Source organism: Bradyrhizobium sp. 1200_D9_N1_1 (genome assembly GCF_052075915.1).
GTDB lineage: Bacteria > Pseudomonadota > Alphaproteobacteria > Rhizobiales > Xanthobacteraceae > Bradyrhizobium > Bradyrhizobium diazoefficiens.
In genome coordinates, this window is record NZ_CP197226.1 from 2,087,010 (window position 1) to 2,112,978 (window position 25,969).

The following is a 25,969-nucleotide window of genomic DNA, read 5'->3' on the forward strand; positions in this document are numbered from 1 at the left end:
CGGCGGCAGTGGACCACGGCGGTCATAACTTCGGGTAAATCGGGGCCGGGTCGGCGTCACGTCCGGATGATTTAACGGGTTGTTTTAGATTTCGGTTTACCATCGACGAATACACGCAAACCGCTCAGTGTTTACGCAGTCGAATTAACTGCGGCGCAATTCTTTGCCTCTACGTTCGGTTCCATGGTCGGGCGGCGCTGGGAAGCCGAAGAGACCAGACCAGTTGTAGCCTCGTGTACTTTTTGGGAGCACTCTATGAAGAACCTCGTTGCGCGCTTTGTGAAGGATGAATCCGGCGCCACCGCCATTGAATACGGCCTGATCGCTGCCGGCATCGCGCTGGCGATCATCACCGTCGTCAACAACCTCGGCAGCACGCTGAACACCAAGTTCACCTCGATCTCGACCAGCCTCAAGTAAGGCCGGACAAGTTGAGAGTTGAAAGAGCCTCGTCCGAGACGAGGCTCTTTTCTTTTGTGCGGGGAGCTTTGCAGCCGGGGACCGAGGGTTAACGGACGTGGTCGCGTTTTGGTCTTGCTGCGGGGTGTCTGGCCCTCATGGTGCGGGGCCAGCCACCACAAGAACGCGGCGAAGCGTCCGCGCAAGGCCGCGAGAGCTGGCGGCCTGGAGCGTGATCCGGACCCGCAGGGCCGCGTTTGCCTAAAATGTGCGGCGGTATTCCCGAGAGTTCATGCTCTAGCAACACGCCAAGACGCGATGACGATTCACTCCAATCTCGTCGCGCTTTGGTTCGTGGCTCACCGTGACGGGGAGGGGAGCGGTGTGTCGTCGCGGACGTGGACCACGGCGACATCATCCGCATAGAGGCGCTTCCAGCCCGGCAGATGGTCCATGATCCTCGAGGCGGGCACCGTGGGGTTCAGCAGCGTCGCGTCGATCCGGTAGGTATCGAGCAGGCGCAGGAGCGTCTCGACGTTCTTGCCCTCGACGGCGTCGAAGTAGTCGAGCACGAACTGCTCGCCATACAGCTCGGCGCGGCCATCGATGAAGGTCTTGATGTTGCGGGTGATCAGATAGCCGCCGATCGGAGCGGTGCTGAAGATCCGCTGCGCGTGCCGCCGCTCGAGCACGTCGACCGCGGCCGCGGGGGACTGATTGCCGATGAAGGCATACCGGTACGGCGTGGCATAGGACCGCGTGATGCTCCAGCCGGCCGCGACGATCGCGAGCGCAGCGATTGCGCTCACTGCAAAGGAGGACCGGGCGTCTGCCGCCCTCAGCGCGACCGCTCTCGTCACGCCCAATTGCTCGGCGAACGGCTTCGCCAGCACGAGCGGCGTCAACAGCGCAAAGGCCTCGATGTTTCTGACGTGATTGAGGGCCGCCCAGACCAGGCCGAGCAGCAGAAGAATACGGGTCCAGGACAGCACCAGCCCGCTGTAGTAGCCGATGGCGATCAATCCGAGCAGGCTGGCTCCAAACAGATCGAGCGAGCTGAAGTCGGCGGGCATCCATTCCCAGATCATCGAGAGCAGCTTGCCGAGGCTGAGGATCTTCGTCGATGCGAGAAGCGTGTTCCAGCCATAGGGCGTGCAGCAGGCTGCGGCCAGCGCAGCAAGCCCGAACACGGCCCAGCGCGCCGCCAGCGCAAATCGATCCTTGCGATCGGCGGATGCGAGCGCATCGAGGCCGATGGCCCCGATCAGCGCCAGCCCCATGACGAAGCCGCCGTGAAGATTGGCCCATAGCGCCATCAAGGGCAGCAACAGCCAGGAGGGCGCGGTGCGCCGGTCGGCGGCCGCCAGCAGCCCGCCGACAAAGGCCACCATGACCGGCAGGGCCAGCATGTGCGGGCGGGCGAGGAAATGCCCCATCGACATGAAGAGGAGCGGGGTGACGAGCAGAAAGGCGCGCGCCGGCTCCAGATAAGGCTCAAGCAGGTGAACGAAGATCGCCGCGGTCGCTCCGATTGCAAGCGATGTCAGGATAACCACGCCCGACCAGTTTGACGGCTCGTAAACCAGCGCGAACAGGACTTGCGACAGCCAGGAGCTGGAGATCCAGGGCTCACCGGCGCGCGTAAACGAATAGATGTCGGTGGTGGGCAGCGCACGATGTTCGAGAATCCACTGTCCGATCTTGATCTGCCACAGCGTATCGGAATCCCGCAGCATGATGTCGCCGACGCCGAGGAAGAACAGGTACACACCGGCGCCGATGCAGAGCGGCACGAGCCAGCGCGCAACGCCGCGGACGGGAACGCTGCTTGTAACGGAAACCGACATTGGACTCTCGGGGTTGAACGACCACGCACAACAGCAGATCCGCACCTGAGCATGATCGCTTTTAAGTTGGGGTAAACCGGGCCGGTTCGCCGCCGCCAAGCGGTGCAAGGATGCGTTTACTACCTGCTCGCGTGCGCCTCGGAGTTGCGTGGCGCCCGTATCCTCATTTGCTCCTTGTCATTCGTCCTGAATAGTTGTTCAGTCCTTGCGGGGCGATTTGCAGCGATTGAGTGACGAAGCGTTCGGCCGCAGGGCGTGCGGCAGGCGTGTGGGACAGGAAGCGCGCCATGGTTTATCGGCGGACGCATCAAGTGGTTAAGCGCCTTGCGGCCCGGCGCAGTGCGATCTTGGCGGCGGCGCGGGAGGCTGCGGCGGAAGGCGGGATGGCGGCGGTGCAGATCGCGCCGGTCGCGGTCCGGGCCAATGTCGCGGCCGGCACGGTCTACCGCTACTTCCCCTCCAAGGCCGAGTTGATCTCCGAATTGATCGCCGAGGTCTCCCGCGACGAGCTCGCGGCGATCCGCCGGGCGGCCGATGCCGCGCCGGGTCCGTCCTCGGCGCTGGCTGCTGCCGTCACCACGGTGGCGGTCCATACCCTGTCGCAGCGCAGGCTGGCCTGGGGCATCCTGGCCGAGCCGGTCGATGTCGATGTCAGCGCCTCCCGGCTTGCCAGCCGGCGCGAGATCGCGGGCGAGATCGCAGGCCGGATCGATGCGGCCGTGCGCGCCGGTCACCTGCCGGCGCAGGACACCGCGCTGGCCGCCACCGCGCTGCTCGGTGCGCTGCATGAGGCCCTGGTCGGGCCGCTCGCGCCTGACAATCTCGAAGATCCCGTCAAGATGCGCGATGCGGTGCAGACCGTGACGCTGCTTGCGCTGCGCGCCGTCGGCGTCATGGACGCCCGCGCCCGCGGCCTGGTGGTGCAGCAGACGCTGCTCCCGACCACGAAAGCGCTGGTCGGGGCCTGAATCGAGGGCGCGACCAAGGCCGGGGGCCTGATCGCGCTCAGGCCGTTGTCAGAGCGCGCCTTTTCGAAAAAGCCGAGCAGGCACGCCGGACAGGCCGGCTACTGTGCATGGGGTTGTTTTCGACGTTTTTGCTTGCCGGGCGCCCGCGGACCTAGATATCCGCGCCGCCCTCGGGGCCGACGGAGGCGATGCGCACCATGTTGGTGGTGCCGGGAATGCCGAGCGGCACGCCGGCGACGATGATCACGCGCTGGCCGGCGCGGACGAAGCCGTCGCGGAACGCGATCTGGCCGGCGCGGCTCACCATGTCGTCCTGGTCGCGCGCATCTTCCGCCACCACGCAATGCACGCCCCAGACCACCGCCAGCCGGCGTCCGGCCGCGATGTTCGGCGTGATCGCCACGATCGGCGGCTTCGGCCGCTCGCGCGCGACGCGCACCGCGGTCGAGCCCGAGCTGGTCCAGCAGATCAGGGCCGGCAGGTCGAGCGTCTCGGCGATCTGGCGGGCGGCGTCCGCGATGGCGTCGCCTGCGGTGGATTCCGGCGCGGGGCGCTGCGCGGTCAGCACGGACCGATAAATCGGGTCGCGCTCGACCTCTTCGCCGATGCGGTTCATGGTCGAGACCGCCTCGACCGGGAATTTTCCGGCCGCCGATTCCGCCGACAGCATGATGGCGTCGGCGCCTTCATAGACGGCGGTGGCGACGTCCGAGACCTCGGCGCGTGTCGGCACCGGCGACTGGATCATCGATTCCAGCATCTGGGTCGCGATCACCACCGGCTTGCCGGCGCGGCGCGCCATGCGCGTCATCTGCTTCTGGAGGCTCGGCACGCGCTCCAGCGGCAGCTCGACACCGAGATCGCCGCGCGCCACCATCAGCGCGTCGGAGGCCTCGATGATGTCGGCGAGGCGGTCGATCGCCTGCGGCTTCTCGATCTTGGCCATGACAGCGGCGCGGCCGCGGATCATCTTCTTGGCCTCGATCACGTCGTCGGCGCGCTGCACGAAGGACAGCGCGATCCAGTCGACGCCGGTGACCAGCGCCGCCTCGAGGTCGGCGCGGTCCTTCGGCGTCATCGCCGAGACCGGCAGGTCGGTGTCGGGCAGGCTGACGCCCTTGCGGTCGGACATCCGTCCGCCGACCACGACGCGCGTCACCGCGTGCTCTTTCGAGGTCTCCTCCGCGATCAGCCGGACCTTGCCGTCGTCCAGCAGCAGCGCATGGCCGGGCCGCAGCGCGGCGAGGATCTCCGGATGCGGGAGATTGACGCGCGTGGCATCGCCCGGCGCCTTGTCGGAATCGAGCGTGAAGGTCTGGCCGTTCTGGAGCTGGACCGAGCCTTCGGCGAAGGCGCCGAGCCTGAGCTTCGGTCCCTGAAGGTCGACCAGGATGCCGATCGGCCGGCCGTAGCTGCTCTCGACATTGCGGATCGTCGCCACCAGCTCCCGCATCTTGTCATGCGGGGTGTGGCTCATGTTGATGCGGAACAGGTCGGCGCCGGCCTCGAACAGGCGGCGGATCATCGCGAGGTCCGAAGAGGCAGGTCCAAGGGTCGCGAGAATCTTGATACGGCGAAGACGCCTCATGGCTTATTCCCAGGCGGAGGGGGAGCTGCGGCCGGTGGCAGGCCGGGCGAGCCCGGGGGCGTAGCACCGGGCGGGCCATTGGGCAAACCCGGAACGCCGCCACCCGGGCCAACCGGGCCGGGCATGCCAGGCAGGCGCGGCTGTGCCGGCTGCTCGTTGGCATCGGTGAGCTGCACCGTCCAGGCGCGCTGCTCGCCGGTATCGACCTCGAAATAGCCGGTGCGGTCATAGCCGCGCGCCAGGCAATCCTCGGTGCCGCGGATGGTGAATTCCTTGTCGCGCGAGCACATGAAGGCCTGGCCCGACCATTCGCCGCCGCGGTCATAGTCGATCGCGTAGATGTAATAGTAGCGGGCGACCAGCGTTCCCCGCAGCAGGGTCTCGCAGGAGCGGGAGGAGATGTTCCACCAGCCCTCGGTGGTCCAGCCCTCGGCGTCCTTGTAGCCGAGCGCAATGCCGACCCGGCTCGAGGTGTTGTTGCAGAGGCGGAAATCGGCGGAGGCGGGGCTCGTCCAGAGGCACAGCACGGCAATCGCCAGCACCGGGACCAACCGGGCGAGCAGGCGAAACGGGGAACGGGGAGATTCGGCGATCATTGTCGCGGAACGTATACCAGATGATTGACGATTTGGCGTAGGGCCGGGGAACTGCCGCGAGAGGCGGCCCGGGGCCCGTTTGCGCCGCGATATGGCAAAATCTGTGACAGGACCCCACCTGATCCCGTAAGGGTGACGACATCAGGGGTAGCCAAGGGATTCAGTGATGGCAATCGACGACAAAACCAGAACGGAACTCGAAGCGGCCGCTTTCCGGCGCCTGGTCGACCATTTGCGGGAACGGACGGACGTCCAGAATATCGACCTGATGAATCTGGCGGGCTTCTGCCGCAACTGCCTGTCCAACTGGCTCAAGGACGCAGCCGACGCCCAGGGCGTCGCCTTGAGCAAGGACGAGAGCCGGGAGGCCGTCTACGGCATGCCCTATGAGACCTGGAAGGCGAAGCACCAGGGCACGGCCACGCCCGAGCAGATCGAGGCGATGAAGAAGGTCCACCCTCACGGGCACTAGTCTTTCTCCGTCATTCCGGGGCGATGCGCAGCATCGAACCCGGAATCTTGAGATTCCGGGTTCGCCCTTCGGGCGCCCCGGAATGACGACAATCTCCAGTATCTTCTCATCTCCTGTGGGCGCGCTGTGGACGAGCGCGATGCTTGCTTGAACGCGGGGGGCACGAACCCTAAGGGTTCAGGCAGCACGCGCGGTGAGGGATGCCGGCGTCACCTCGTTTTGCCAGTTTCATTGGGAGTACCAAGATGGCCACCTCCGCCGCCGTTCGCGACGACGAGCCCGCGACGAAATTTGCCAAGGACCAGCTCAAATCCATCATCGAGCGCATCGAGCGGCTGGAGGAAGAGAAGAAGGCGATCTCCGACGACATTCGTGACGTCTATGCCGAGAGCAAGGGCAACGGCTACGACGTCAAGGCGCTGCGCACCATCGTGCGGATGCGCAAGCAGGATCCCAACGAGCGCGCCGAGGCCGAGACCATTCTCGAGACCTACATGCAGGCGCTGGGAATGATCTGAGGTCTGTACTGTCGTCCTGGCGAGAGCCAGGACCCATAGCCACAGGCCGTGGTTATTGCGAAGGCCGGCAGTTGCATTATCGTCGTGCGGGATTGGTACCGCGCTTCATCGATAGATTCCGCGGTATGGGTCCTGGCTTTCGCCAGGACGACACCAGTGTCGTGGGTCCATCGAGGGAAACGCCGTGACTGCGCCGCCGCTACCGCGCGAGGTGAGCCGTGCCTTCGACGCTCTTCCGGCGCCGATCGGCAAGCGGCTGCTTCAGGTGCGTGCGCTGATCTTTGCGACCGCTGCGGCGCATGACGACGTCGGCCCGCTCACCGAAACGCTGAAATGGGGCGAACCCGCTTATCTGACCGATGAGACCGGCAGCGGCTCTACGATCCGGCTCGGGCGCGTGAAGGACTCCGATCGCGCCGCCATTCTCGTCAACTGCAGGACGACGCTGGTCGATACGTTCCGCGAGCGCTTTCCCGATCAGTTCGAGTATCGGCAGACGAGGGCGTTGCTGTTGCCGGTATCCGGCGCGCTTCCGAAGCAGCAGCTCACCGTCTGTCTCTCGCTGGCGCTGACGTATCATCTGGATCGGCGGGTCAGGAAAGCGAGATAGAAGCTGCGGGTTTCGACACTATAGTCTTGGAAATGGCGAGCACGCCGTTGCGCCGGTCCGGCGCGCAGCCTCTATCGGCAGGATTGTCGGTCTCGTCTCAATTGCCGCGTCCGCGTTTGGAGTCTCGTCCCGCCTGCGCCCGCTTGTTGGCCTGCGAGACCCTTCCGATTTTTCCGGCGGAAGTTTCTTGATCCGGCGACGGCTTGGGATGGGCCGCATGCCGTCATGCGAAGTTGGGGTCGTCTGCGGTCGGGAAAACTGACGTGTCCGACGAAGTGCCAGCGCCCGTCGCGCCGCTTCCCCGAGCTCTCGTCGTGCCTCAAACTTTCGGATGCGCCTCAGCTCGTTCTTGACGCGCTTGATGGCGGCAGCGAAGACCGATTGGAGCCGGTTTGCGTGCTCTGCCGTTCCGGAGAAACTCTTGCCGCGCGGGTCGGTCGTCCCCTTTGTTTCGCGGCGTCGATGCCGCGACAATGTACGCTCCCTGTCGCGCAGGTCCCGTAGCCGGTCGCGAAGGCCCTCAAGTCCATCGCGCCCCATCTCTCCAACCACGGGATGGTGCGTATTCAATATGACTTCGCGCTCGTCCTGGTTCAGAAGGCTGAGCTCAGACTTGCATGGAACTGACATCGCACGCTCCCTTCCGGGTTTTTCGCGCACTGCCATAATGCGCGTTTGGAATGCGCAGCGATACCGGGTGATTACCCGTTGGAAGTGGGGGAATCCTCCTTAGTGCATATGCGCACCAGGCTTGGGCAGAATCCGTTCATCTGTCGTCACGGACAAGTAAACCCAGTGCGCGCGCACCATCCGGGCCACGACATTGTGTTCGTGGAAATACCGCCTCAGCGCAACGCGGCGGTGCGAACGACGAAGGAGGTCGTATCGAGCTTCGCGGTGGCGCTGCCCGAGAAGCTGTCGCAGGACAGGCCCTGCATCGGATCGTCGGTGAAGCCCATGGCGATCACGGCCTGCGGCTTGACGAAATAGCCGCGCAGCGCGGTCATATCGAGCTCGCCCATCAGCGTCACCGACATCGCGCGGCTGGCGCTCGGCGACAGCATCACGATCTTGAGCCAGATGCTCTCGCCCTTGGCCGCGGAGAGCCGGGTCGCGGTTGCGACCATGCCGTCGACGCTCTTGCCGACCACCGTGTTGATCTCGGTTGCCTGGGCGCCGCTGCGGGACGCGGCGGCGGGACGGGCCGAGCGCGGGATCGGCGCGGAAGCGGCAACGACGTTGGCGCGATCGACCGGGGAGGCGGCCGGTGCGTAAGCCAGCGCCTGAAGAGTTGCGTTGGAGACGCTGGCGGTGGGCTGCGGATCGGTCGCGGCGGCAAGCGCCTGGCGGGCCTTCAGCGCGGCGATCTGCGCTGGTGTCGCCTGCTGCGGCGTCGCCGGAGTGTCCCAGAAGCCGCGGGCATTGATGATGTCGGCCGGGGTTTCAGGCTTGCCGGCCGCCGGCTTGTCAGCCACGGGCGCCGGCTTCGGCTTGGGCGGCGCAACGATCTGCGCATCGGCCGAGGCGAGCTGCAGCGTGGCGGCGACCTGCGGCTTGGCGCGCGGCGTCGGCACCGGATCGGCCGGCTTGGCCGCAGCGGCGACCACGGTGGGCGCCACGGGCTTGGCGGCCGGGGCTGGTGCGCCCTCGTCATCCTCGTCGCTGCTGCTGGCTGCCGGCGCCGACTTGCTCTTGAACAGGGCGGCAAAGAAGTTCGGCTTGCTGGCACCGTCGTCACCGTTGCCGCGGCGCTCGATCTCGGCCTTGGCGAGCTCATAGCCCTTCAGCGGCGTGCCGTCGGTCGGCAGATGCACCGTTTTTCCGTCCGGGAAGACGCGGGCGAGCTGGTCATGCGTCATGCGCGGCCAGTGCCGGATGCTGCCGGTGTCCAGATGCACGAAGGGCGAGCCGGAGGTCGGGTAGAAGCCGACACCGCCGCGCTGGAGGCGCAGGCCGGCGAAACGGATCTGCTCCAGCGGCACGCCCGGAATGTAGAAGTCCATCGCATGCCCCAGCATGTGCTGGCTGAAGCGCGCCACACCGGAGGAACGGCGGCGGAGCATCGCGTTGGTGGCGGGGGAGCGGTAGGAGGAGATGATCTGGATCGGCTGCTTGCCGTCGACGTCGCGATAGACTTCCCAGAGGATGTCGAACAGGTGACGGTCCATGACCGTCTCGTCCTGGGTGCGCCAGTCGCGGAGGAAGTGGTTGAGCTGCTTCAGCGACGCGTCGTCGTAGCGGCCGTCGCGCTTGAAGGTGACGGTGAGGTCTTCGCCGGAATGGGTGTGGTGGAAGGAGAGCGTCTTGGTCTCGTTCAGCGCGGCGGCGTTATGGACCGAGCCGGCGGCAGCCAGCAGCAATACGGAGGCGAGGCCGATCCGGGATCCGGCCTTCACTCCCGCATGGGACAACGACAGCACAGCGAATTGGCGTGCAAGACCAGTCAGCACGTATGAGCCCACCCAGTCGACGAGCGTTCAAATGGACTCTCCCGCCAACCCCGTTAGCGCGAGAAAGAGGATGAACGCTTTATTAAAGCGAGAAGGTTAATTCGAGGTTGACCTTCCCGCCCCCAAACCAAGTCAGAATACAAACCTAACCGGTTGAGTGTGGCAAAAAAACGCCCGCTGCCCGGGGTCCGGGTCGAGAATGGTTAACGCGAAACGCCCCCATCCAGGGGACGGGGGCGTTGATTTTATTGCAGAATTTCAGGAAGCGAGCGGCCGGGCCCGGCTCAGCGGGTAAACACCCGCTGCGGCCTGCGGCCGACCGGAGTCGGCGGCGGGGTCGGGGCGCCGAACAGCCGCTCGAAGAAGTTCGGACCGGACGAGCCGAAGCCGCCGCCATTGTTGGCCACTGCCACGCCCGAGGGCAGCGTCGTTGCCGGGCGCGAATAGCTCGGCTGGGAGTGCGCGACGATATTCTCGAGATCCTTGCCGCGACTGTTCTTCAGGATGTTGATCATGGTCGAGTCGCGGCCGTAGACGTCCTTGCGGAATTGCAGCTTGCCGGCATCGTCCACGAACGCGGTCTGATAGGTGATGTTGACCGGAATCGGGGTCGGGAATTTCAGGTCGATCTCGCTCTTGCCGTACATGCTGCGCACGCGCTCCGGCGTGTACTTCTCGTTCGGCATGGCGATGTTGAGCAGAACGGAGGCGTACTGATCCGGGTTCTGCACACGCATGCAGCCGTGGCTGAAGGCGCGGTCTTCCTTGGCGAACAGGTTCTTGTCCGGCGTGTCGTGCTGATAGACCAGGAACTTGTTCGGGAAGTTGAAGCGGATGCGGCCGAGCGCGTTGGCTTCACCCGGCGGCTGCGAGATGTGCACGGAGCCGTCGCGGTTCTGTTCGAGCTTGAGTCCCATGCGCTGAAGCACGGTCGGGTCCTGCTGAAGCGCCGGCAGGTATTCGTTGTAGACGATCGACGGCGGCACGTTCCAGGTCGGGTTGACCGTGATGTACTTCATCGTTTCGGTGAGCAGGGGCGTCGCGTGCTGGCCCGGCTTGCCGGTGACGACGCGGGTGGTCCAGACCGGCTGGCCGCGCTGCATCACCTTCAGCGTGTAGTCGGGAATGTTGAGGATGACATAGGCATCGCCCAGCGAGGGCACGCCGAGGTCGCGCGGCAGCCAGCGCCAGCGCTCCATGTTCACCAGCACCGTGTCGATCTGCTTGTCGCGCTTCGGGGTGTTGAGCGCCTTGACCGTCTTGTCGTCGAGGATGCCGGTCGCCTTGATCTCGGCGCCGTTCTGGAATTTGCGCACGGCTTCCGCGACCGCGGCGTCATAGCGGGTGTCGCTCGCATTCTCGGTGATGCCGAGCTTGGCGCGAAGCTGCGGCACGCGCGGATCCTCGACGACGATTTCAGCCTGCTTCTTGCCGGCGGGGGTGTATTTCAACGCCGGGCCGTCGGCGATCTCGATCACCGGGCCGCTGCCCTGGCCGCGGAGCTCCGCGAGCTTCGCCTTCAGCTCCTTGTAGAGCTTCTGCGGCGGGTTGTAGCTGTCGAGCGCCGCGGAGGCGTCAGCCGCGGTCGTGACCTTGGCGAGCACCTCGCTCGGGTCGACCGGATGCTCGGGATAGAGGATGTCGGCGCTGACCTGCGACCAGTGCATGCGGCCGCTCTGGGCCTGGCGCGCATAGTCGAACATGCTGGCGGTGAGCTTGAGCTCGGCGTCGGCGAGCGCATCGGGGGTCGTGGCGGCGGCGAAATCCGGCACCGGATAATCGGTCGGATTGAGGCCGTCGGAGGCTGCATCCTTCAGCCGCGCGATCACGCCCTTGGCCGCGGCGGTCAGGCTGCCGGCTTGCGTCCACACCGGCGCGAAGTCGCGGGCGCCGTAGAACTTCTCGATCGCCGCGCGCTCGTTCTTGCGGTCGAAATGGCGCGAGGTCTTGGCGCCGATGATATCCTTCAGCTTGTCGGCGACCGGCTGGTCGGCGGCGGGCACGCTGCTCGCAGCCTTGACCGGCTCGGCGGCAGGAGCCGCTGCGGTGGCGGGAGCCGCAGGCGCAGCCGGCGCGGTCGTCGCAGTGTCGGCCTTTGCTGGTTCAGATTTGGCGGGCTCGGTCGTCGCGGGCTCCGTTTTAGCCGTCTCGCTCTTCGGCGCCTCGGTGGCGGGCGTGGTGGCGACGTCGGACGGCTTGGTCTCAACCTTGTCCGGCGCGGGAGCGGCTTCGGCCTTCACGGGTTCCTTGGCCGGCTCCTTCGCGGAGTCCTGGACCGTGGCGGTGGCGTCGAGCTTGATGTCGGAGGCAGTCGGGGGCGGGACGTTGGCGGGCTCGGGGCGCGGGATCGCGGCTTCGATCGCGAGCTCGGCGGCGCTGCTGCGCGCCTGATCCTGCGCCAGGGCCGAGCTGGCCGACACCGTGAGGAAGGTTGCTGCGACCGTCATCAAGACACGGTCAAAGCCTGCACGGTGGTTCAAACAGTCACGCATTGTGTCGCACCCCTCGGGTGAACTGTCCCTCGTGGAACAGCTTTGTTATCGCCTAATTGAGCTTCGGCTAAACCGCGCCGGCCTCTCGAAAGTTGCACGCCTGCACGCAACGATTCATACGCAGACGATATACAGGCCCCGATTTTGCAGCCAGCGCTACCCGGGACAACTCACGACAAACTGACTTCAAGGGAGCCTCTTGGCAACGGATTGTGCGCCTTTGCCGCGCGCTTTTCCCTCTGTCTGTCACTTCCAGGTCACGGTTCAAATCGCAGTCGAATTCTGTCGTCATGCGAACGGCTTACAGTCGCCTCGCGCCGTCGCGCGAACCTCCGTTCGCATGAGGCTCAGTGCGTCTCCTCGCCGCTTTTCCCGCCATGTCCGGGAACCCCGGCCTCGTCGAGTTTTCGATAGAGCGTGGACCGGCCGATTTTGAGGCGGCGGGCGACCTCGGACATCTGCCCGCGGTAATGCGAGATCGCGAAGCGGATGATCTCGTTCTCCATGTCCTCCAGCGGGCGGACGTCGCCGGTCGCGGTCAGCATGGGAAGAGTTCCCACCGAGGGGAGCGGCGCAATCGGTATTTCGCTACCCGACGACACAACGGAAGGCGCCGCGATCGGCTCGAGCATCAGCGGCGCGGTCGGAATCTCGGTTGCGGGATACGGCTGCGAGGCGAGCAGCGGGAAATCGCCAAGGCCAAGCTGGTCGCCCTCGCTCATCACCACCGCGCGGTACACCGCATTTTCGAGCTGGCGGATGTTGCCGGGCCAGTCGAGTTGCGCGAGATGCGCCACGGCCTCGCCGCTGATGCCGGTGATGGTGCGGTTCTCCTCGGCGGCAAAGCGCGCCAGGAAATGCCGGAGCAGATGCGGGATGTCCTCGCGCCGGGTCCGCAGCGAGGGGATCGTCAGCGGCAGCACGTGCAGGCGATAGAACAGGTCTTCGCGGAAATGTCCCTGCTTCACCCGTTCCAGCAGCCTGCGATTGGTTGCCGAGATGATGCGGACATCGACCTTCACCGGCTTGCGGCCGCCGACGGCCTCGACCGCGCCTTCCTGGAGCGCGCGCAGCAGCTTGACCTGCGCAGCCAGCGGCAGCTCGCTGACCTCGTCCAGAAACAGCGTGCCGCCATGAGCCTCGACGAACTTGCCGGTGTGGCGTTCGGTGGCGCCGGTGAAGGCGCCCTTCTCGTGGCCGAACAGGATGGACTCGACGAGGTTGTCGGGGATCGCGCCGCAATTGACCGCGACGAACGGCTTGGCCTTGCGCTCGCCGCTGCCATGGATGGCGCGCGCGAACATCTCCTTGCCGACGCCGGACTCGCCCTCGATCAGCACCGGGATCGAGGAGTTCGCCGCCTTCTGCGCGGTGCGCATCACGCCGGCCATCGCCTCGGCGCGGGTGATGATGTCGGAGAAGGTCAGCCGGCCCTCGCGGCTGTGACGGATGCGCTGTAGTTCGCCCTTCAGCGCGGAGGCGTTGAGCGCGTTGCGAAGCGAGACCTGGAGCCGCTCCATGCCGACCGGCTTGACCACGAAATCAGCAGCACCGGCGCGCATCGCCGAGATCACGTTGTCGATGCCGCCATGGGCGGTCTGCACGATGACGGGCACGCTGAGGCCGGCTTCGCGGATCTTCGCCAGTACGCCCATGCCGTCGAGGCCGGGCATCACGAGATCGAGGATGACGCCGTCGATAGCGGGTGCATCGGGGGCGGTGAGGGCGGCGATCGCGGCATCGCCGGAGTCCACGACGACCGTCTCATAGCCGCATTTCTGCACCATGTTCTCGATCAGCCGGCGGGCTACAGCGTCGTCGTCGGCGATCAAAATACTGGCAGCCATGGTGTTCCCCGCACGCTACTACTATCTGTCTCGAATCGGGGCACTCTGGCCGAAGCCGATTAACGCACTCTTAAACCTTGATGCCCCCGCCCGCCGTCGCGCTTGTTGAACACAGGTTTCCCACAAAATGAATTCGCGCTCCAAGTCCGCTCTCGGAAAGTCTGCCTTGAAGAAGCCCGCTCCCAGCAAACCCGCTCTCCGCAAGCCGAACACCAGGACATCCGCCGCCAAGAAAGCCATCGTCAAGGCAAAGCCCTCCAAGTCGTCACTCGCCAAGTCTTCACTCGCCAAGTCTTCACTAGCCAAGCCTGCGAGCAAGACCGGCAGGCTTCCGGAATGGAACCTCGCCGATCTCTATTCCGGGATCGACGCGCCGGAAGTGGCGCGCGATCTCGAAAGGATGGATGCCGATTGCGTCGCGTTCGAGACCGACTACAAAGGCAAGCTCGCGACAGGGACAGCAAATGAAGATGGCGGAAAATGGCTCGCCGAGGCCGTGCGACGCTATGAGGCGATCGACGATCTCGCCGGCCGTCTCGGCTCCTATGCCGGTCTCGTCCATGCCGGCGACAGCGTTGATCCCAAGATTTCAAAGTTTTACGGCGATGTCTCCGAGCGGCTGACGGCGGCGTCCACCCATCTTCTGTTCTTCGCGCTCGAGCTCAATCGTGTCGATGACGATATTTTGACCCGTGCGATGCAGGCGCCGGAGCTCGCACATTACCGTCCCTGGATCGAGGATCTGCGCAAGGAGAAGCCCTATCAGCTCGACGACAAGCTCGAGCAGCTTTTCCTGGAGAAGGCGCAGACCGGCTATTCCGCCTTCAACCGGCTGTTCGACCAGACCATCTCCGGCCTGCGCTTCAAGGTCGGGCCTAAGGAGCTCGCGATCGAGCCGACGCTCAATTTGTTGCAGGACCGCGACGGCGCCAAGCGCAAAACCGCGGCGGAGGCGCTGGCGAAGACCTTCAAGGCCAATGAGCGCACTTTCGCGCTGATCACCAACACGCTGGCCAAGGACAAGGACATCTCCGACCGCTGGCGCGGCTTCAAGGACGTCGCGGATTCCCGCCACCTGAACAACCGCGTCGAGCGCGAGGTGGTGGATGCGCTGGTGGCCTCGGTGCGCGCGGCCTATCCAAAGCTGTCGCATCGCTATTACGCGCTGAAGGCAAAGTGGTTCGGCAAGAAGCGGCTGGCCTATTGGGACCGCAACGCGCCGCTGCCGTTTGCGGCGACGGACGTCATCGGCTGGCCTGATGCGCGCAACATGGTGCTGACGGCCTATCGCGGCTTCTCGCCCAAAATGGCCGACATCGCCGAGCGCTTCTTCACCGACCGCTGGATCGACGCGCCGGTGCGTCCGGGCAAGGCGCCGGGCGCGTTCTCGCATCCGACCACGCCGTCGGCGCACCCCTACGTGCTGATGAACTACCAGGGCAAGCCGCGCGACGTGATGACGCTCGCCCACGAGCTCGGCCATGGCGTGCATCAGGTGCTGGCGGCCAAGAACGGCGCGCTGATGGCGCCGACGCCGCTGACGCTGGCGGAGACCGCGAGCGTGTTCGGCGAGATGCTGACCTTCAGGCGGCTCCTGGCGCAGACCAAGAGCGCCAGGCAGCGCCAGGCGCTGCTCGCCGGCAAGGTCGAGGACATGATCAACACCGTGGTCCGGCAGATCGCCTTCTATTCCTTCGAGCGCGCGGTCCACACCGAGCGCAAGAACGGCGAGCTCACCGCGACGCGGCTCGGCGAGATCTGGCTGTCGGTGCAGGGCGAGAGCCTGGGGCCGGCGATCGAGATCAAGGCCGGCTACGAGAACTACTGGATGTACATTCCGCACTTCATCCATTCGCCGTTCTACGTCTATGCCTATGCCTTCGGCGATTGTCTGGTGAACTCGCTCTACGCGGTCTACGAGAACGCGGCCGAGGGCTTTGCCGAGCGCTATCTCGATATGCTCGCCGCCGGCGGCACCAAGCACTATTCCGAGCTGCTGCGGCCGTTCGGGCTCGATGCCAAGGATCCCAAATTCTGGGACGGCGGCCTTTCGGTCATTGCCGGGATGATCGACGAGCTGGAGGCGATGGGCTGAGGCGTCGGGCGCGCGGGCGCCTGGCCGCCTCGGGTTCCCGCGCCGGCGTTGAACGTTCGCGCCGGAGGCGAGACTAATCCTGTAGATACTTGATGTACTTTTTCAACTCTTGATTGCCGATCGCTTTTTGTTGCTCGGGAGAGGCTCGCATGCCCGACCAGGGACAGGTCCCGCGACCTGGCGCAGCACGGAACGCCGCAGCCTTCGAGGAGGAAACGCCCTGGTGCGAGAAGCATCAGCAGATCGTGCGCGACGAGATCGAGGCCATCAACACGCGCCGCGAGGAGGCGCGGCAAATCGACCCCGACGGTATCGTCGCCTGCCAGATGCTCGACGTCGTCGGGCTCGCCTTGTCGGGCGGCGGCATCCGCTCCTCGGCCATGTGTCTCGGCGTGCTCCAGGCCCTGAACCACCACGATCTGATCGGACGGATCGACTATCTCTCCACCGTATCGGGTGGCGGCTACATCGGCACCTCGCTCAGCACGACCATGACGGTGACAGGGCGTTTTGTGTTCGGCGAGCGGCCGACGGGGGAAACCGTAACCGCCAGCGAGATCAGCGACACGCCGTCGGTCGGGCACATCAGGAATTATTCCAACTACCTGGTCCCGGCCGGCTTCCGCGATCTCCTGACCGGGATTGCGATCGTGGCGCGCGGCCTGATCGCCAATATCGGGCTGACGCTGCCGGCGGTGCTGCTGCTCGCCGCCGTTACCATCTGGTCGACCCCGCTGCGGAGCTGCCTGACGGTCGCGAACTTCTTCGGTGTCGATCTTGCCGACGGCGCTTCGCCGCAATGTGAGCTGCACCATTTCGGCTGGATCGCGGACCGTTTCGGTTTCGCCGCCATCGGCGCGATCGTTGCGCTGGTGCTGCTTGCCTGCGGTGGAATTGCCTATCTGCTCTCACGCGCGGAACGGGGCATCGGCCCAACCGTCTTCCTGACCTATGCCGCGGGCATCGCGTTCCTGCTTGGCATCGCGTGCGACTTCGCCCGCGTCCTTCAGATCAGGAATTTCGCGCTGACGCTGGCAACGGCGATCATCGGCATCGGCCTGTTCTTCGGCTGGGCGCTCAAGCAGTCATTTGCAAGTCCCGAGAACCGCCAGGAGTTTCGCTCGCATTGGCCGACGGCCGGCGCGACCTTCCTGGTGCTGCTTGCCGTGATCGCGTTCTTCGAGTTCCAGCCCTTCATGCTGTTGCAGATGTTCGATGTCGTCGACAGCAACACGATCGGCGGGCCGGTCGGCGGCGTCGCCGTCACCTGGATCAAATCGCTCGCCGCGATTGCCGCGCCGATCGGCATATTCGTCACGGCCTTCAGGCAGCAGTTCGCCGAACTCCTGAAGGGCAACAGCGTATCCTCGCAATGGGGCTCGCTGGTGCTCGCGATCATCGCCAAGGTCGCGCTGTGGATCGCGGGATTGGCGCTGCCGCTGATCATCTGGGTCGCCTATCTCTATCTGTCCTATTGGGGCATCGCCAACGATCCGATCGAAAAATGCCAGGCGCCTCTGACCGTTATTGCGCAGAAGGGCTGTCTCGCCGCCAATAAATCGACTGTGCCCGCGTCGGCAAACCTGTCGGGCAAGATCGAGTTCGACGCGGCTGCCGGCACCCTCTCGGCCGAGATCACGCCAAAAGCTGCCGCAGCGACGGCGACGACGGACTGGTTGACGCCGGTATCCCACGTTCCGGCGTGGCTCGCATTTGCCGCGGGCAATGTCGCAAGACAATTCGATTGGACGGATCGAGGCTCCGGCTACGCGCACAGCCTGCCCGTGGTGATCCTGTACGCGCTCGTCGGCATGCTGCTGTTTGCGATCTCCTGGTCCCTGACGCCGAATGCGAATTCGCTGCACCGCCTCTACCGCGACCGGCTGAGCAAGGCTTTCCTGTTCGACCCCGGCCGCTCGGCAGACGGCAATATCGCGCGCGCCGAGGCGAGCCTCGACCAGGGGCGCGATTTCAAGCCGCTCGATCGCATGAAGTTGAGCGAGCTTTTCGTGGTCGCGGACGACGGTGCCACGACGACCGATCGGCCGGCCGCGCCGAAGCTGCGGGCGCCCTATCATCTCATCAACACGGCGCTCAACATCCAGGGGTCGGACTTCGCCAACCGGCGCGGCCGCAATGCGGACTTCTTCGTCTTCTCGCCGCTCTATGTCGGCAGCGAGGCGACGCGGTACGCCAGGACGCCGGCGGTCGAGCGTCTGGAGCAAAGCCTCGACCTTGCCACCGCTATGGCGATCTCCGGGGCGGCGGCGTCGTCGAACATGGGCTCGAACTCGATCAAGGCGCTGACGCCGACGCTCGCGCTGTTGAACGTGCGGCTGGGCTACTGGCTGAACAACCCGCGCTATGTCGAGGCCACAGCCCGGCCGCAGCGCCGCTCCACGCCGCTGTTCCTGTGGTCGGAAATCTCGGGCCGTCTCTACGAGAACAGCGATGGCGTTTATCTCACCGACGGCGGCCACATCGAAAATCTCGGCGTCTACGAGCTGCTGCGCCGGCGCTGCAAGGTGATCGTCGCGGTCGACGCGGAAGCCGACGCACCGATGAATTTCGCCTCGCTGATGAAGCTGCAGCGCTATGCCCGCATCGACCTCGGGGTCCGGATCGATCTGCCCTGGACGCCGATCCGCGACCGCACGCGCGCCATCATGGCGGAGAACGCCGACAGGAAGTCCGCACAAGCGTCCTCCGGCGCCACGGACGAGGCTCCGCACGTTCATGTGGCGATCGGCAGCATCGACTATGGCGGCGATGACAAGGGCTATCTCGTCTATATCAAGTCCTCGCTCTCCAGCGACGAGAACGACTACATCCGCGACTATGCGCGGCGGAACGACACCTTCCCCCACGAGACCACCGGCGATCAGTTCTTCTCGGAGGAGCAGTTCGAGGTCTATCGCGCGCTGGGGTTCCACATGACCCATGGCTTCCTGGCCGGCGACCATTCCGTGGCGGTCGGTCCCGGTACGGATCCGCGCATGGCGCGATTTACCGAGGCGGGCGAGAAGGCGATCGACGCGGTCCGCGCGGCGCTCGGTCTTCCGGAGCCCCGGCGACCGACCGTGAGTGTCACCGCCACGATGATCGATCAGGGCTGAGCGGCGCGAGAGCCCGAATTCCCGGCAATCGGAATTCCAAATGACCTGATTTGCGGGAAAACCGCGCTTGCCTGCCGTTGCCCTGCCCGAAAGATTAAGGTATCCCAGCCCCAGAATTCGACTTTCGACTGGGGACAATCCATGGCTGACCATAGCGAAGTGGCGTACACCACTGCCGACGGCAACGACTACGTTGCCCACGAGCAGACCTATGAGGGCTTCATCAAGCTGGTGAAATACGGCACGGCCTCGGTCGCGCTCATCGTGATCCTGATGGCGATCTTCCTCACCTGATCCATCGTCTGCCGCACCGACAGCGCCGTCGGTGCCCATAAAATTTGCATTCAAACCGGTGCCAAAACCGGTATCCAACGTTGCGGGAGTGACGCTAAGTTTGCGTGCGCGCTTTTTCCCGCGCCGCCGGAGGGCCTATGAAGATCGCCGTTGCCAAGGAAATCGATCCGTCGGAGCCGCGCGTTGCCGCTTCGCCTGATACGGTGAAGAAGTTCAAAGCGCTCGGCGCCGAGATCGCCGTCGAGCCGGGCGCCGGCCTCAAGTCGGGGCTGCCGGACTCCGAATTCACCGCCGTGGGTGCCACCGTCAGCACTGACGCGCTGAAGGACGCCGACATCATCATCAAGGTGAAGCGCCCCGAGGCATCGGAGCTTGCGCAATACAAGCGTGGGGCGCTCGTCATCGCCATCATGGACCCTTACGGTAACGATGCCGCGCTGAAGGCGATGGCCGATGCCGGCGTTTCCGCATTCGCGATGGAATTGATGCCGCGCATCACGCGCGCGCAGGTGATGGACGTGCTGTCCTCGCAGGCCAACCTTGCCGGCTACCGCGCCGTGATCGAGGGCGCCGAAGCCTTCGGCCGCGCCTTCCCGATGATGATGACCGCCGCCGGCACCGTGCCCGCCGCGAAAGTGTTCGTGATGGGCGTCGGCGTCGCCGGCCTCCAGGCGATCGCGACCGCGCGCCGCCTCGGCGCCATCGTCACTGCGACCGACGTACGGCCCGCGACGAAAGAGCAGGTGGAATCGCTCGGCGCCAAGTTCCTCGCCGTCGAGGACGAGGAGTTCAAGAACGCGCAGACCGCGGGCGGCTACGCCAAGGAAATGTCGAAAGAGTATCAGGCCAAGCAGGCCGCGCTCACCGCCGAGCACATCAAGAAGCAGGACATCGTGATCACCACGGCGCTGATTCCGGGCCGGCCGGCGCCCAAGCTCGTCTCGGGCGAGATGGTCAAGTCGATGAAGCCGGGTTCGGTGCTGGTCGATCTCGCGGTCGAGCGCGGCGGCAATGTCGAGGGCGCGAAGCCGGGCGAGGTCGTCGATCTCGATGGCATCAAGATCGTCGGCTACACCAACGTCGCCGGCCGCGTCGCGGCCTCGGCCTCCAGCCTCTACGCGCGCAATCTGTTCTCCTTCATCGAGACCATGGTCGACAAGAAGGAGAAGAAGCTCGCCGTGAATTGGGACGACGAACTCGTCAAGGCGACCGCGCTGACCAAGGACGGCGCTGTCATCCACCCGAACTTCCAGCCGAAGGTCTAAGGAGAGCCGCCATGGAGCATGCAGCACAGGTCGTCGACCCCTTCGTCTTCCGGCTGTCGATCTTCGTTCTCGCCGTCTTCGTCGGCTATTTCGTGGTGTGGTCGGTGACGCCGGCATTGCATACGCCGCTGATGAGCGTGACCAACGCGATCTCCTCGGTGATCGTGGTCGGTGCGCTGCTCGCCGGCGGCGTCGCGAACGTCTCGAGCGGCTCGGGCTGGGCACGCGCCTTCGGCTTCGTGGCGCTGATCTTCGCCTGCGTGAACATCTTCGGCGGCTTCCTTGTCACCCAGCGCATGCTGGCGATGTACAAGAAGAAGTCGAAGTAAGCGGCCACCTCGGGCTGAAGGGATCAATGGGGACCTGAGATGAACGCCAATCTCTCTGCATTCTTGTATCTCGTGGCGGGGGTGCTGTTCATCCTGTCGCTGCGGGGATTGTCGAGCCCGGCTTCTTCCCGCCAGGGCAATTTGTTCGGCATGATCGGCATGGCGATCGCGGTCGCCACCACGCTCGCCAACCATCCGCCGGCTGACGGCCTGGCCTGGGTGCTGGTCATCGTCGGCATCGCCATCGGCGGCGCCATCGGCGCGGTCATCGCGCGCCGCGTGCCGATGACCTCGATGCCGGAACTGGTCGCTGCCTTCCACTCGCTGGTCGGCATGGCCGCGGTGCTGGTCGCTGCCGGCGCGTTCTACGCGCCTGAAGCGTTCGACATTGGCACGCCCGGCAACATCCATGGCCAGAGCCTCGTTGAAATGTCGCTCGGCGTCGCCATCGGCGCGCTGACCTTCACCGGTTCGGTGATCGCGTTCCTGAAGCTGTCCGCGCGGATGAGCGGTGCGCCGATCATCCTGCCGTTCCGTCACATCATCAACATCGCGCTCGCCGTGGCGCTGGTGTTCTTCATCGTCGGTCTCGTGCTGACCGGCAGCGCGTTCGACTTCTGGATGATCGTTATCCTCGCGTTGGCGCTCGGCGTGCTCATGATCATCCCGATCGGCGGCGCCGACATGCCGGTCGTGATCTCGATGCTGAACTCCTACTCCGGTTGGGCCGCGGCTGGTATCGGCTTCACCCTCGGCAACTCCGCGCTGATCATCACCGGCGCGCTGGTCGGCTCCTCGGGCGCGATCCTGTCCTACATCATGTGCCACGCGATGAACCGGTCCTTCATCTCGGTCATTCTCGGCGGCTTCGGCGGCGAGACGGCTGCCGCCGGCGGCGGCACCGGCGAGCAGAAGCCCGCCAAGCTCGGCTCGGCGGATGACGCGGCCTTCATCATGAAGAACGCCTCCAAGGTCATCATCGTGCCCGGCTACGGCATGGCGGTGGCGCAGGCCCAGCACGCGCTGCGCGAAATGGCCGACATGCTGAAGAAGGAAGGCGTCGAGGTGAAATACGCCATTCACCCCGTGGCCGGCCGCATGCCCGGCCACATGAACGTGCTGCTGGCCGAAGCCAACGTGCCCTATGACGAGGTGTTCGAGCTCGAGGACATCAACTCCGAGTTCGCGCAGGCCGATATCGCCTTCGTGATCGGCGCCAACGACGTCACCAACCCGGCGGCCGAAGAGGACAAGACCTCCCCGATCTACGGCATGCCCGTGCTCCAGGTCTGGAAGGCCGGCACCGTGATGTTCATCAAGCGCTCGCTCGCCTCGGGCTATGCCGGCATCGACAATCCGCTGTTCTACCGCGACAACACCATGATGCTGCTCGGCGACGCCAAGAAGGTCACCGAGAACATCGTCAAGGCGATGTAGCCCGCGAGGGAAGCGGATCGTGGCCATCAACAAGGAATGGCACCGGTCCCATCGCATGCCACCCAAAGCGACGCGCGAGCAGCGCGTCAAATGGCACGCCGCGCATGCGGCGGCGTGCGGCTGCCGCGACGTTCCCGCGAGCATCCGGCTCGACGTCATGAAATTGCTGCGGAGCCGGCGCAAGCCCTGAGCCGGAGACCGGCCGCATCATCATGACCATCGTCAAGTGGATCGCCATCCTGCTCGCGGCCGTCTATTGCGCCGGTCTCGTCGTGCTGTATGTCCGGCAGCGCGAGATGCTGTTTCCGATCCCACCCGTCGGTCGCACCGCTCCGGATGCCGCCGGCCTGCCCGAGGCGGAAGAGCACGTCCTGAACACGTCCGATGCCGAGAAGGTCATCGTCTGGCACGTGCCGGCCAGGCCCGGCCGCCCCGTGATTCTGTATTTTCCGGGCAACGGCGATTTTCTCGCGGGCGGCGTCAGCCGCTTCAAGGCGATGACCGCCGACGGCACCGGCCTCGTCGCGCTGTCCTATCGCGGCTATGCCGGCTCCTCCGGCGCGCCGAGCGAGGAGGGCCTGCTGCGCGATGCCGCGGCCGCCTACGCCTTCACGACGGCGCGCTATGCAGCGGAACGAATCGTCGCCTGGGGCTTCTCGCTCGGAACGGGCGTTGCGGTCGCCATCGCCGCCGAACATCCGGTCCGCAAGCTGGTCCTGGAGGCGCCGTACACCTCGACGGTCGATGTTGCTGCCGCGGCGTTCCGCTTCGCTCCGGTCCGCCTCCTGATGCGCGATCAGTTTCGCTCCGACGAGCGGATCGCGCGCGTCACGGTGCCGCTCTTGGTGATGCATGGCACCAATGACCTTGCCATTTCGATCATGTTCGGAGAGCGTCTGTTCGCGCTCGCGCATGAACCGAAGCAGTTCGTTCGCTTTGCGGGCGGCGGACACGACAATCTTGATGCTTTCGGTGCGATTGAAACAGCAAAGCGCTTCATTGCTTCCTAGACGGCTCGTGATGCTGCGCGGCGACCTGTCCGTCGCTGCGATCCTCGCGCTGTTGCCGCAGCAGGCATGGGCCGCGATGGAACTCGACGGCGCGGCGATGCGCTGGCCCTATGCACTGCCCTTTGCCGGTCTCCTGCTGTCGATCGCGCTCGGGCCGCTGCTGTTTGCAAAGTTCTGGCACCACCATTACGGCAAGATCGCCGCGGCCTGGTCACTGCTGGCACTCGGCTCGCTGGTCTGGCTCGCAGGAGGCATGGCGACGCTGGCCGCACTCGTCCACGCCATGCTCGCCGAATATCTCGGCTTCATCGTGCTGCTGTTCTCGCTCTATGTCGTGGCCGGCGGCATTCTCATCACGGGCGACATCAGGGGCACGCCGGCGGCGAATGCCGGCATCCTCGCGCTCGGCACGCTGATGGCGAGCGTCGTCGGCACCACCGGGGCGGCGATGATCCTGATCCGCCCCCTGATCCGGGCCAACCGGCCGCGGCGCCGCAACGCTCATGTCGTCATCTTCTTCATCATCCTGGTCGCCAATGTCGGCGGCGCGCTGAGCCCGCTCGGCGATCCCCCGCTGTTCGTCGGCTTCCTGCACGGCGTCGACTTCTTCTGGACCACGCGGAACATCTGGCTGCAGACGACGATCGTTGCCGGACTGCTGCTCGTCATCTTCGTCGCCGTCGACGTCTGGCGTTTCAGGAGCGAGCCGCCGCCCGGCGACACGGGTCCTTTGAAGCCGGTGCGGATCCGCGGCCTCGTCAACCTCGTGCTGATTGCAGCCATCGTCGCGAGCCTGCTGGCCTCGGCGATGTGGAAGCCCGGCATTGCCTTCGACATTCTCGGAACCAGGCTGGAGCTGGAAGACATCGCCCGCAACGTGGCGCTGCTGGCCATTGCGGCGCTGTCGGTGTGGCTGACGCCGGACGAGCACAGGCAGGCCAACGGCTTCACCTGGGAGCCGATCCGCGAAGTCGCAAAGCTGTTCGCGGGCATCTTTGTCGCCATCATCCCGGTCATTGCCATGCTCGATGCCGGGCACCACGGCGCCTTCGCCTGGCTTTTGTCCGCCGTCACGGCACCGGACGGAACGCCGCGCGAGGTCGCCTATTTCTGGTTCACGGGTGTGATGTCGGCGTTCCTCGACAATGCGCCGACCTACCTGCTGTTCTTCGAGCTCGCCGGCGGCGACCCGCAGGTGCTGATGCATGCGCTCTCGGGCACGCTCGCCTCCATCTCCATGGGCGCGGTCTACATGGGGGCGCTCACCTATATCGGCAATGCGCCGAACTTCATGGTCGCCAGCATCGCCCGCGAGAACGGCGTCGAGATGCCGAGCTTCTTCGGCTATCTCCTGCGCGCCGGCGCCGTGCTGATCCCGCTGTTCCTGCTGCTGACCGTCCTGCCGGTCGCGCCGTTCCTGCACTGGCATTGAATCTGCCGGCCGATTTGCTACTGCTCGGATCTACAACTGGAGCTGGTGGATGAGCGCGCATAATCCGATGCCACGGTCGGCCTGGATCTTCCCGGCGCTGGCCGTGCTGTTGTTTGCGGCCGTCAGTGCGACGGGCTACGTCTTCACGCTCTCGCTGGGCGGGCTCGTCTTCGCGATCGTCCTACTGGTCATCCTGTTCGGCACGGTGTTCGCCGCCGTTCATCATGCCGAAGTGATCGCCGAACGGGTCGGCGAGCCCTATGGCACGCTGGTGCTGACGCTCTCGGTGACCATCATCGAGGTGGCCCTGATCACCACCATCATGCTGGGCGACAAGCCGGCGCCGGAACTGGCGCGCGACACCGTGTTCGCCGTGGTCATGATCGTCTGCAACGGTCTCGTCGGGCTCTGCATCTTTATCGGCGGCCTGCGCTATCGCGAGCAGGGTTTTCAGCTCTCCGGGGCCAACGTCTATCTCAGCGTCCTGTTCGCGCTCGCGACCATCACGCTGATCATGCCGAATTACACGACCACCACGCCGGGCCCGGTCTATTCGGCGGTTCAGCTCGGCTTCGTCGACGTGGTGACGCTCGCGCTCTACGCGGTGTTTCTCTACACCCAGACCGTCCTGCACAAGGACTACTTCGTTCATGAACGGGCGGAGGGCGAGGGCGGGGAGGCGCACCCGTCGGCCGGGGCGCTTGCGCTCACCGTGGGGCTGCTCCTGGTCTCGCTCCTGGCAGTCGTGCTGCTGGCCAAGAAATTCTCGCTCGTGGTCGATGCCGTGGCCGCAAGGATCGGCGCGCCGCCGGCCTTTGCCGGCCTTCTGGTCGCGCTTCTGATCCTGATGCCCGAAGGTGTCTCGGCCATTGCGGCGGCCCGCAAGAACGATCTCCAGAAGAGCATCAACCTCGCCCTCGGCTCCTCGCTGGCGACCATCGGTCTCACCATCCCGGCCGTCGGCATCGCCACCTATGCCTTCGACAAGGAGCTCGAGCTCGGCCTCAGCGCCCAGGGCAGCGTCCTTTTGCTCCTGACCTTCTTTTTGAGCATGCTGACCTTCGGCACGGGCAGGACCAATGTCCTGTTCGGGCTGGTCCATATGGTGGTATTTGCCGTCTACGTGTTCATGGTTTTCGTGCCCTGAAGCGCGGTCGCGCTTCTGGTTATTGTTTGAGCACGGTCTTTCCGGAAAGCCGCCCCA

The 25,969-nt window shown here is 65.2% G+C and carries 21 protein-coding genes; 15 read left to right on the top strand and 6 right to left on the bottom strand.

What is annotated here, in order from left to right; all coding sequences use genetic code 11:
* Positions 1–255 precede the first annotated feature (255 nt).
* Complete coding sequence (locus AB5K84_RS10130; RefSeq protein ID WP_028173014.1) at positions 256–420, top strand: Flp family type IVb pilin; 165 nt, start codon at positions 256–258, stop codon at positions 418–420.
* 338 nt (positions 421–758) lie between these two features.
* On the opposite strand, the gene AB5K84_RS10135 is transcribed toward AB5K84_RS10130, so the two are convergent.
* Positions 759–2,246, bottom strand: coding sequence for a hypothetical protein (locus tag AB5K84_RS10135; RefSeq protein ID WP_038965503.1), 1,488 nt, complete (start codon positions 2,244–2,246; stop codon positions 759–761).
* 287 nt (positions 2,247–2,533) lie between these two features.
* Between AB5K84_RS10135 and AB5K84_RS10140 the strand changes: the two genes are divergently transcribed.
* Positions 2,534–3,214, top strand: a complete 681-nt coding sequence (locus tag AB5K84_RS10140) for a TetR/AcrR family transcriptional regulator (protein ID WP_008136878.1) — start codon at positions 2,534–2,536, stop codon at positions 3,212–3,214.
* 151 nt (positions 3,215–3,365) lie between these two features.
* On the opposite strand, the gene pyk is transcribed toward AB5K84_RS10140, so the two are convergent.
* The gene (pyk, locus tag AB5K84_RS10145) at positions 3,366–4,802 is read right to left on the bottom strand and encodes a pyruvate kinase (protein ID WP_011089873.1); all 1,437 of its coding nucleotides are present in this window, start codon (positions 4,800–4,802) and stop codon (positions 3,366–3,368) included.
* The gene (locus tag AB5K84_RS10150; protein ID WP_011089872.1) at positions 4,799–5,398 is read right to left on the bottom strand and encodes a DUF1036 domain-containing protein; all 600 of its coding nucleotides are present in this window, start codon (positions 5,396–5,398) and stop codon (positions 4,799–4,801) included. The genes pyk and AB5K84_RS10150 overlap by 4 nt, the downstream gene beginning before the upstream one ends.
* A gap of 166 nt (positions 5,399–5,564) precedes the next feature.
* Between AB5K84_RS10150 and AB5K84_RS10155 the strand changes: the two genes are divergently transcribed.
* From AB5K84_RS10155 to AB5K84_RS10165, 3 genes are all read left to right on the top strand, one after another.
* A complete protein-coding gene (locus AB5K84_RS10155; RefSeq protein ID WP_028173016.1) occupies positions 5,565–5,870 on the top strand; it encodes a DUF1244 domain-containing protein in 306 nt (101 codons plus the stop codon).
* A gap of 245 nt (positions 5,871–6,115) precedes the next feature.
* Entirely contained in the window at positions 6,116–6,388 is a 273-nt protein-coding gene (locus AB5K84_RS10160) for a DUF2312 domain-containing protein (RefSeq protein ID WP_008136868.1), read from the top strand.
* Positions 6,389–6,572: 184 nt separating this feature from the next.
* Positions 6,573–6,998 carry a hypothetical protein gene (locus AB5K84_RS10165; RefSeq protein ID WP_011089870.1) on the top strand — a complete coding sequence of 142 codons (426 nt, stop codon included), beginning with the start codon at positions 6,573–6,575 and terminating at the stop codon, positions 6,996–6,998.
* Between the two features lie 845 nt (positions 6,999–7,843).
* Here the strand turns inward: AB5K84_RS10165 and AB5K84_RS10170 are convergent.
* The 3 genes from AB5K84_RS10170 to AB5K84_RS10180 all read right to left on the bottom strand — a co-directional run bounded on the left by AB5K84_RS10170 (position 7,844) and on the right by AB5K84_RS10180 (position 13,787).
* Entirely contained in the window at positions 7,844–9,448 is a 1,605-nt protein-coding gene (locus tag AB5K84_RS10170; RefSeq protein ID WP_244647696.1) for a DUF882 domain-containing protein, read from the bottom strand.
* A gap of 284 nt (positions 9,449–9,732) precedes the next feature.
* Entirely contained in the window at positions 9,733–11,940 is a 2,208-nt protein-coding gene (locus tag AB5K84_RS10175) for a L,D-transpeptidase family protein (RefSeq protein WP_011089867.1), read from the bottom strand.
* Positions 11,941–12,287: 347 nt separating this feature from the next.
* Entirely contained in the window at positions 12,288–13,787 is a 1,500-nt protein-coding gene (locus AB5K84_RS10180) for a sigma-54-dependent transcriptional regulator (protein ID WP_011089866.1), read from the bottom strand.
* Positions 13,788–13,914: 127 nt separating this feature from the next.
* On the opposite strand from AB5K84_RS10180, the gene AB5K84_RS10185 reads away from it, so the two are divergent.
* The 10 genes from AB5K84_RS10185 to AB5K84_RS10230 all read left to right on the top strand — a co-directional run bounded on the left by AB5K84_RS10185 (position 13,915) and on the right by AB5K84_RS10230 (position 25,912).
* The gene (locus AB5K84_RS10185) at positions 13,915–15,882 is read left to right on the top strand and encodes a M3 family oligoendopeptidase (RefSeq protein WP_011089865.1); all 1,968 of its coding nucleotides are present in this window, start codon (positions 13,915–13,917) and stop codon (positions 15,880–15,882) included.
* 149 nt (positions 15,883–16,031) lie between these two features.
* Positions 16,032–18,998: a cell division protein gene (locus AB5K84_RS10190; protein ID WP_011089864.1), complete on the top strand. Its 2,967-nt coding sequence runs from the start codon at positions 16,032–16,034 to the stop codon at positions 18,996–18,998.
* A gap of 141 nt (positions 18,999–19,139) precedes the next feature.
* Complete coding sequence (locus AB5K84_RS10195; protein WP_008136857.1) at positions 19,140–19,292, top strand: aa3-type cytochrome c oxidase subunit IV; 153 nt, start codon at positions 19,140–19,142, stop codon at positions 19,290–19,292.
* A 137-nt stretch (positions 19,293–19,429) separates the two neighbouring features.
* Positions 19,430–20,557: a Re/Si-specific NAD(P)(+) transhydrogenase subunit alpha gene (locus AB5K84_RS10200; RefSeq protein WP_038965507.1), complete on the top strand. Its 1,128-nt coding sequence runs from the start codon at positions 19,430–19,432 to the stop codon at positions 20,555–20,557.
* 11 nt (positions 20,558–20,568) lie between these two features.
* Entirely contained in the window at positions 20,569–20,886 is a 318-nt protein-coding gene (locus tag AB5K84_RS10205; RefSeq protein ID WP_011089862.1) for a proton-translocating transhydrogenase family protein, read from the top strand.
* A 39-nt stretch (positions 20,887–20,925) separates the two neighbouring features.
* A complete protein-coding gene (locus AB5K84_RS10210; protein ID WP_011089861.1) occupies positions 20,926–22,323 on the top strand; it encodes an NAD(P)(+) transhydrogenase (Re/Si-specific) subunit beta in 1,398 nt (465 codons plus the stop codon).
* Between the two features lie 19 nt (positions 22,324–22,342).
* Complete coding sequence (locus AB5K84_RS10215; protein WP_165448174.1) at positions 22,343–22,513, top strand: hypothetical protein; 171 nt, start codon at positions 22,343–22,345, stop codon at positions 22,511–22,513.
* 22 nt (positions 22,514–22,535) lie between these two features.
* Positions 22,536–23,333: an alpha/beta hydrolase gene (locus tag AB5K84_RS10220; protein ID WP_011089860.1), complete on the top strand. Its 798-nt coding sequence runs from the start codon at positions 22,536–22,538 to the stop codon at positions 23,331–23,333.
* A gap of 10 nt (positions 23,334–23,343) precedes the next feature.
* Complete coding sequence (locus AB5K84_RS10225) at positions 23,344–24,765, top strand: sodium:proton antiporter (protein WP_162494151.1); 1,422 nt, start codon at positions 23,344–23,346, stop codon at positions 24,763–24,765.
* Positions 24,766–24,814: 49 nt separating this feature from the next.
* Positions 24,815–25,912 (top strand): calcium:proton antiporter, encoded by a 1,098-nt coding sequence (locus AB5K84_RS10230; RefSeq protein WP_011089858.1) that lies wholly within the window; start codon positions 24,815–24,817, stop codon positions 25,910–25,912.
* Positions 25,913–25,969 lie beyond the last annotated feature (57 nt).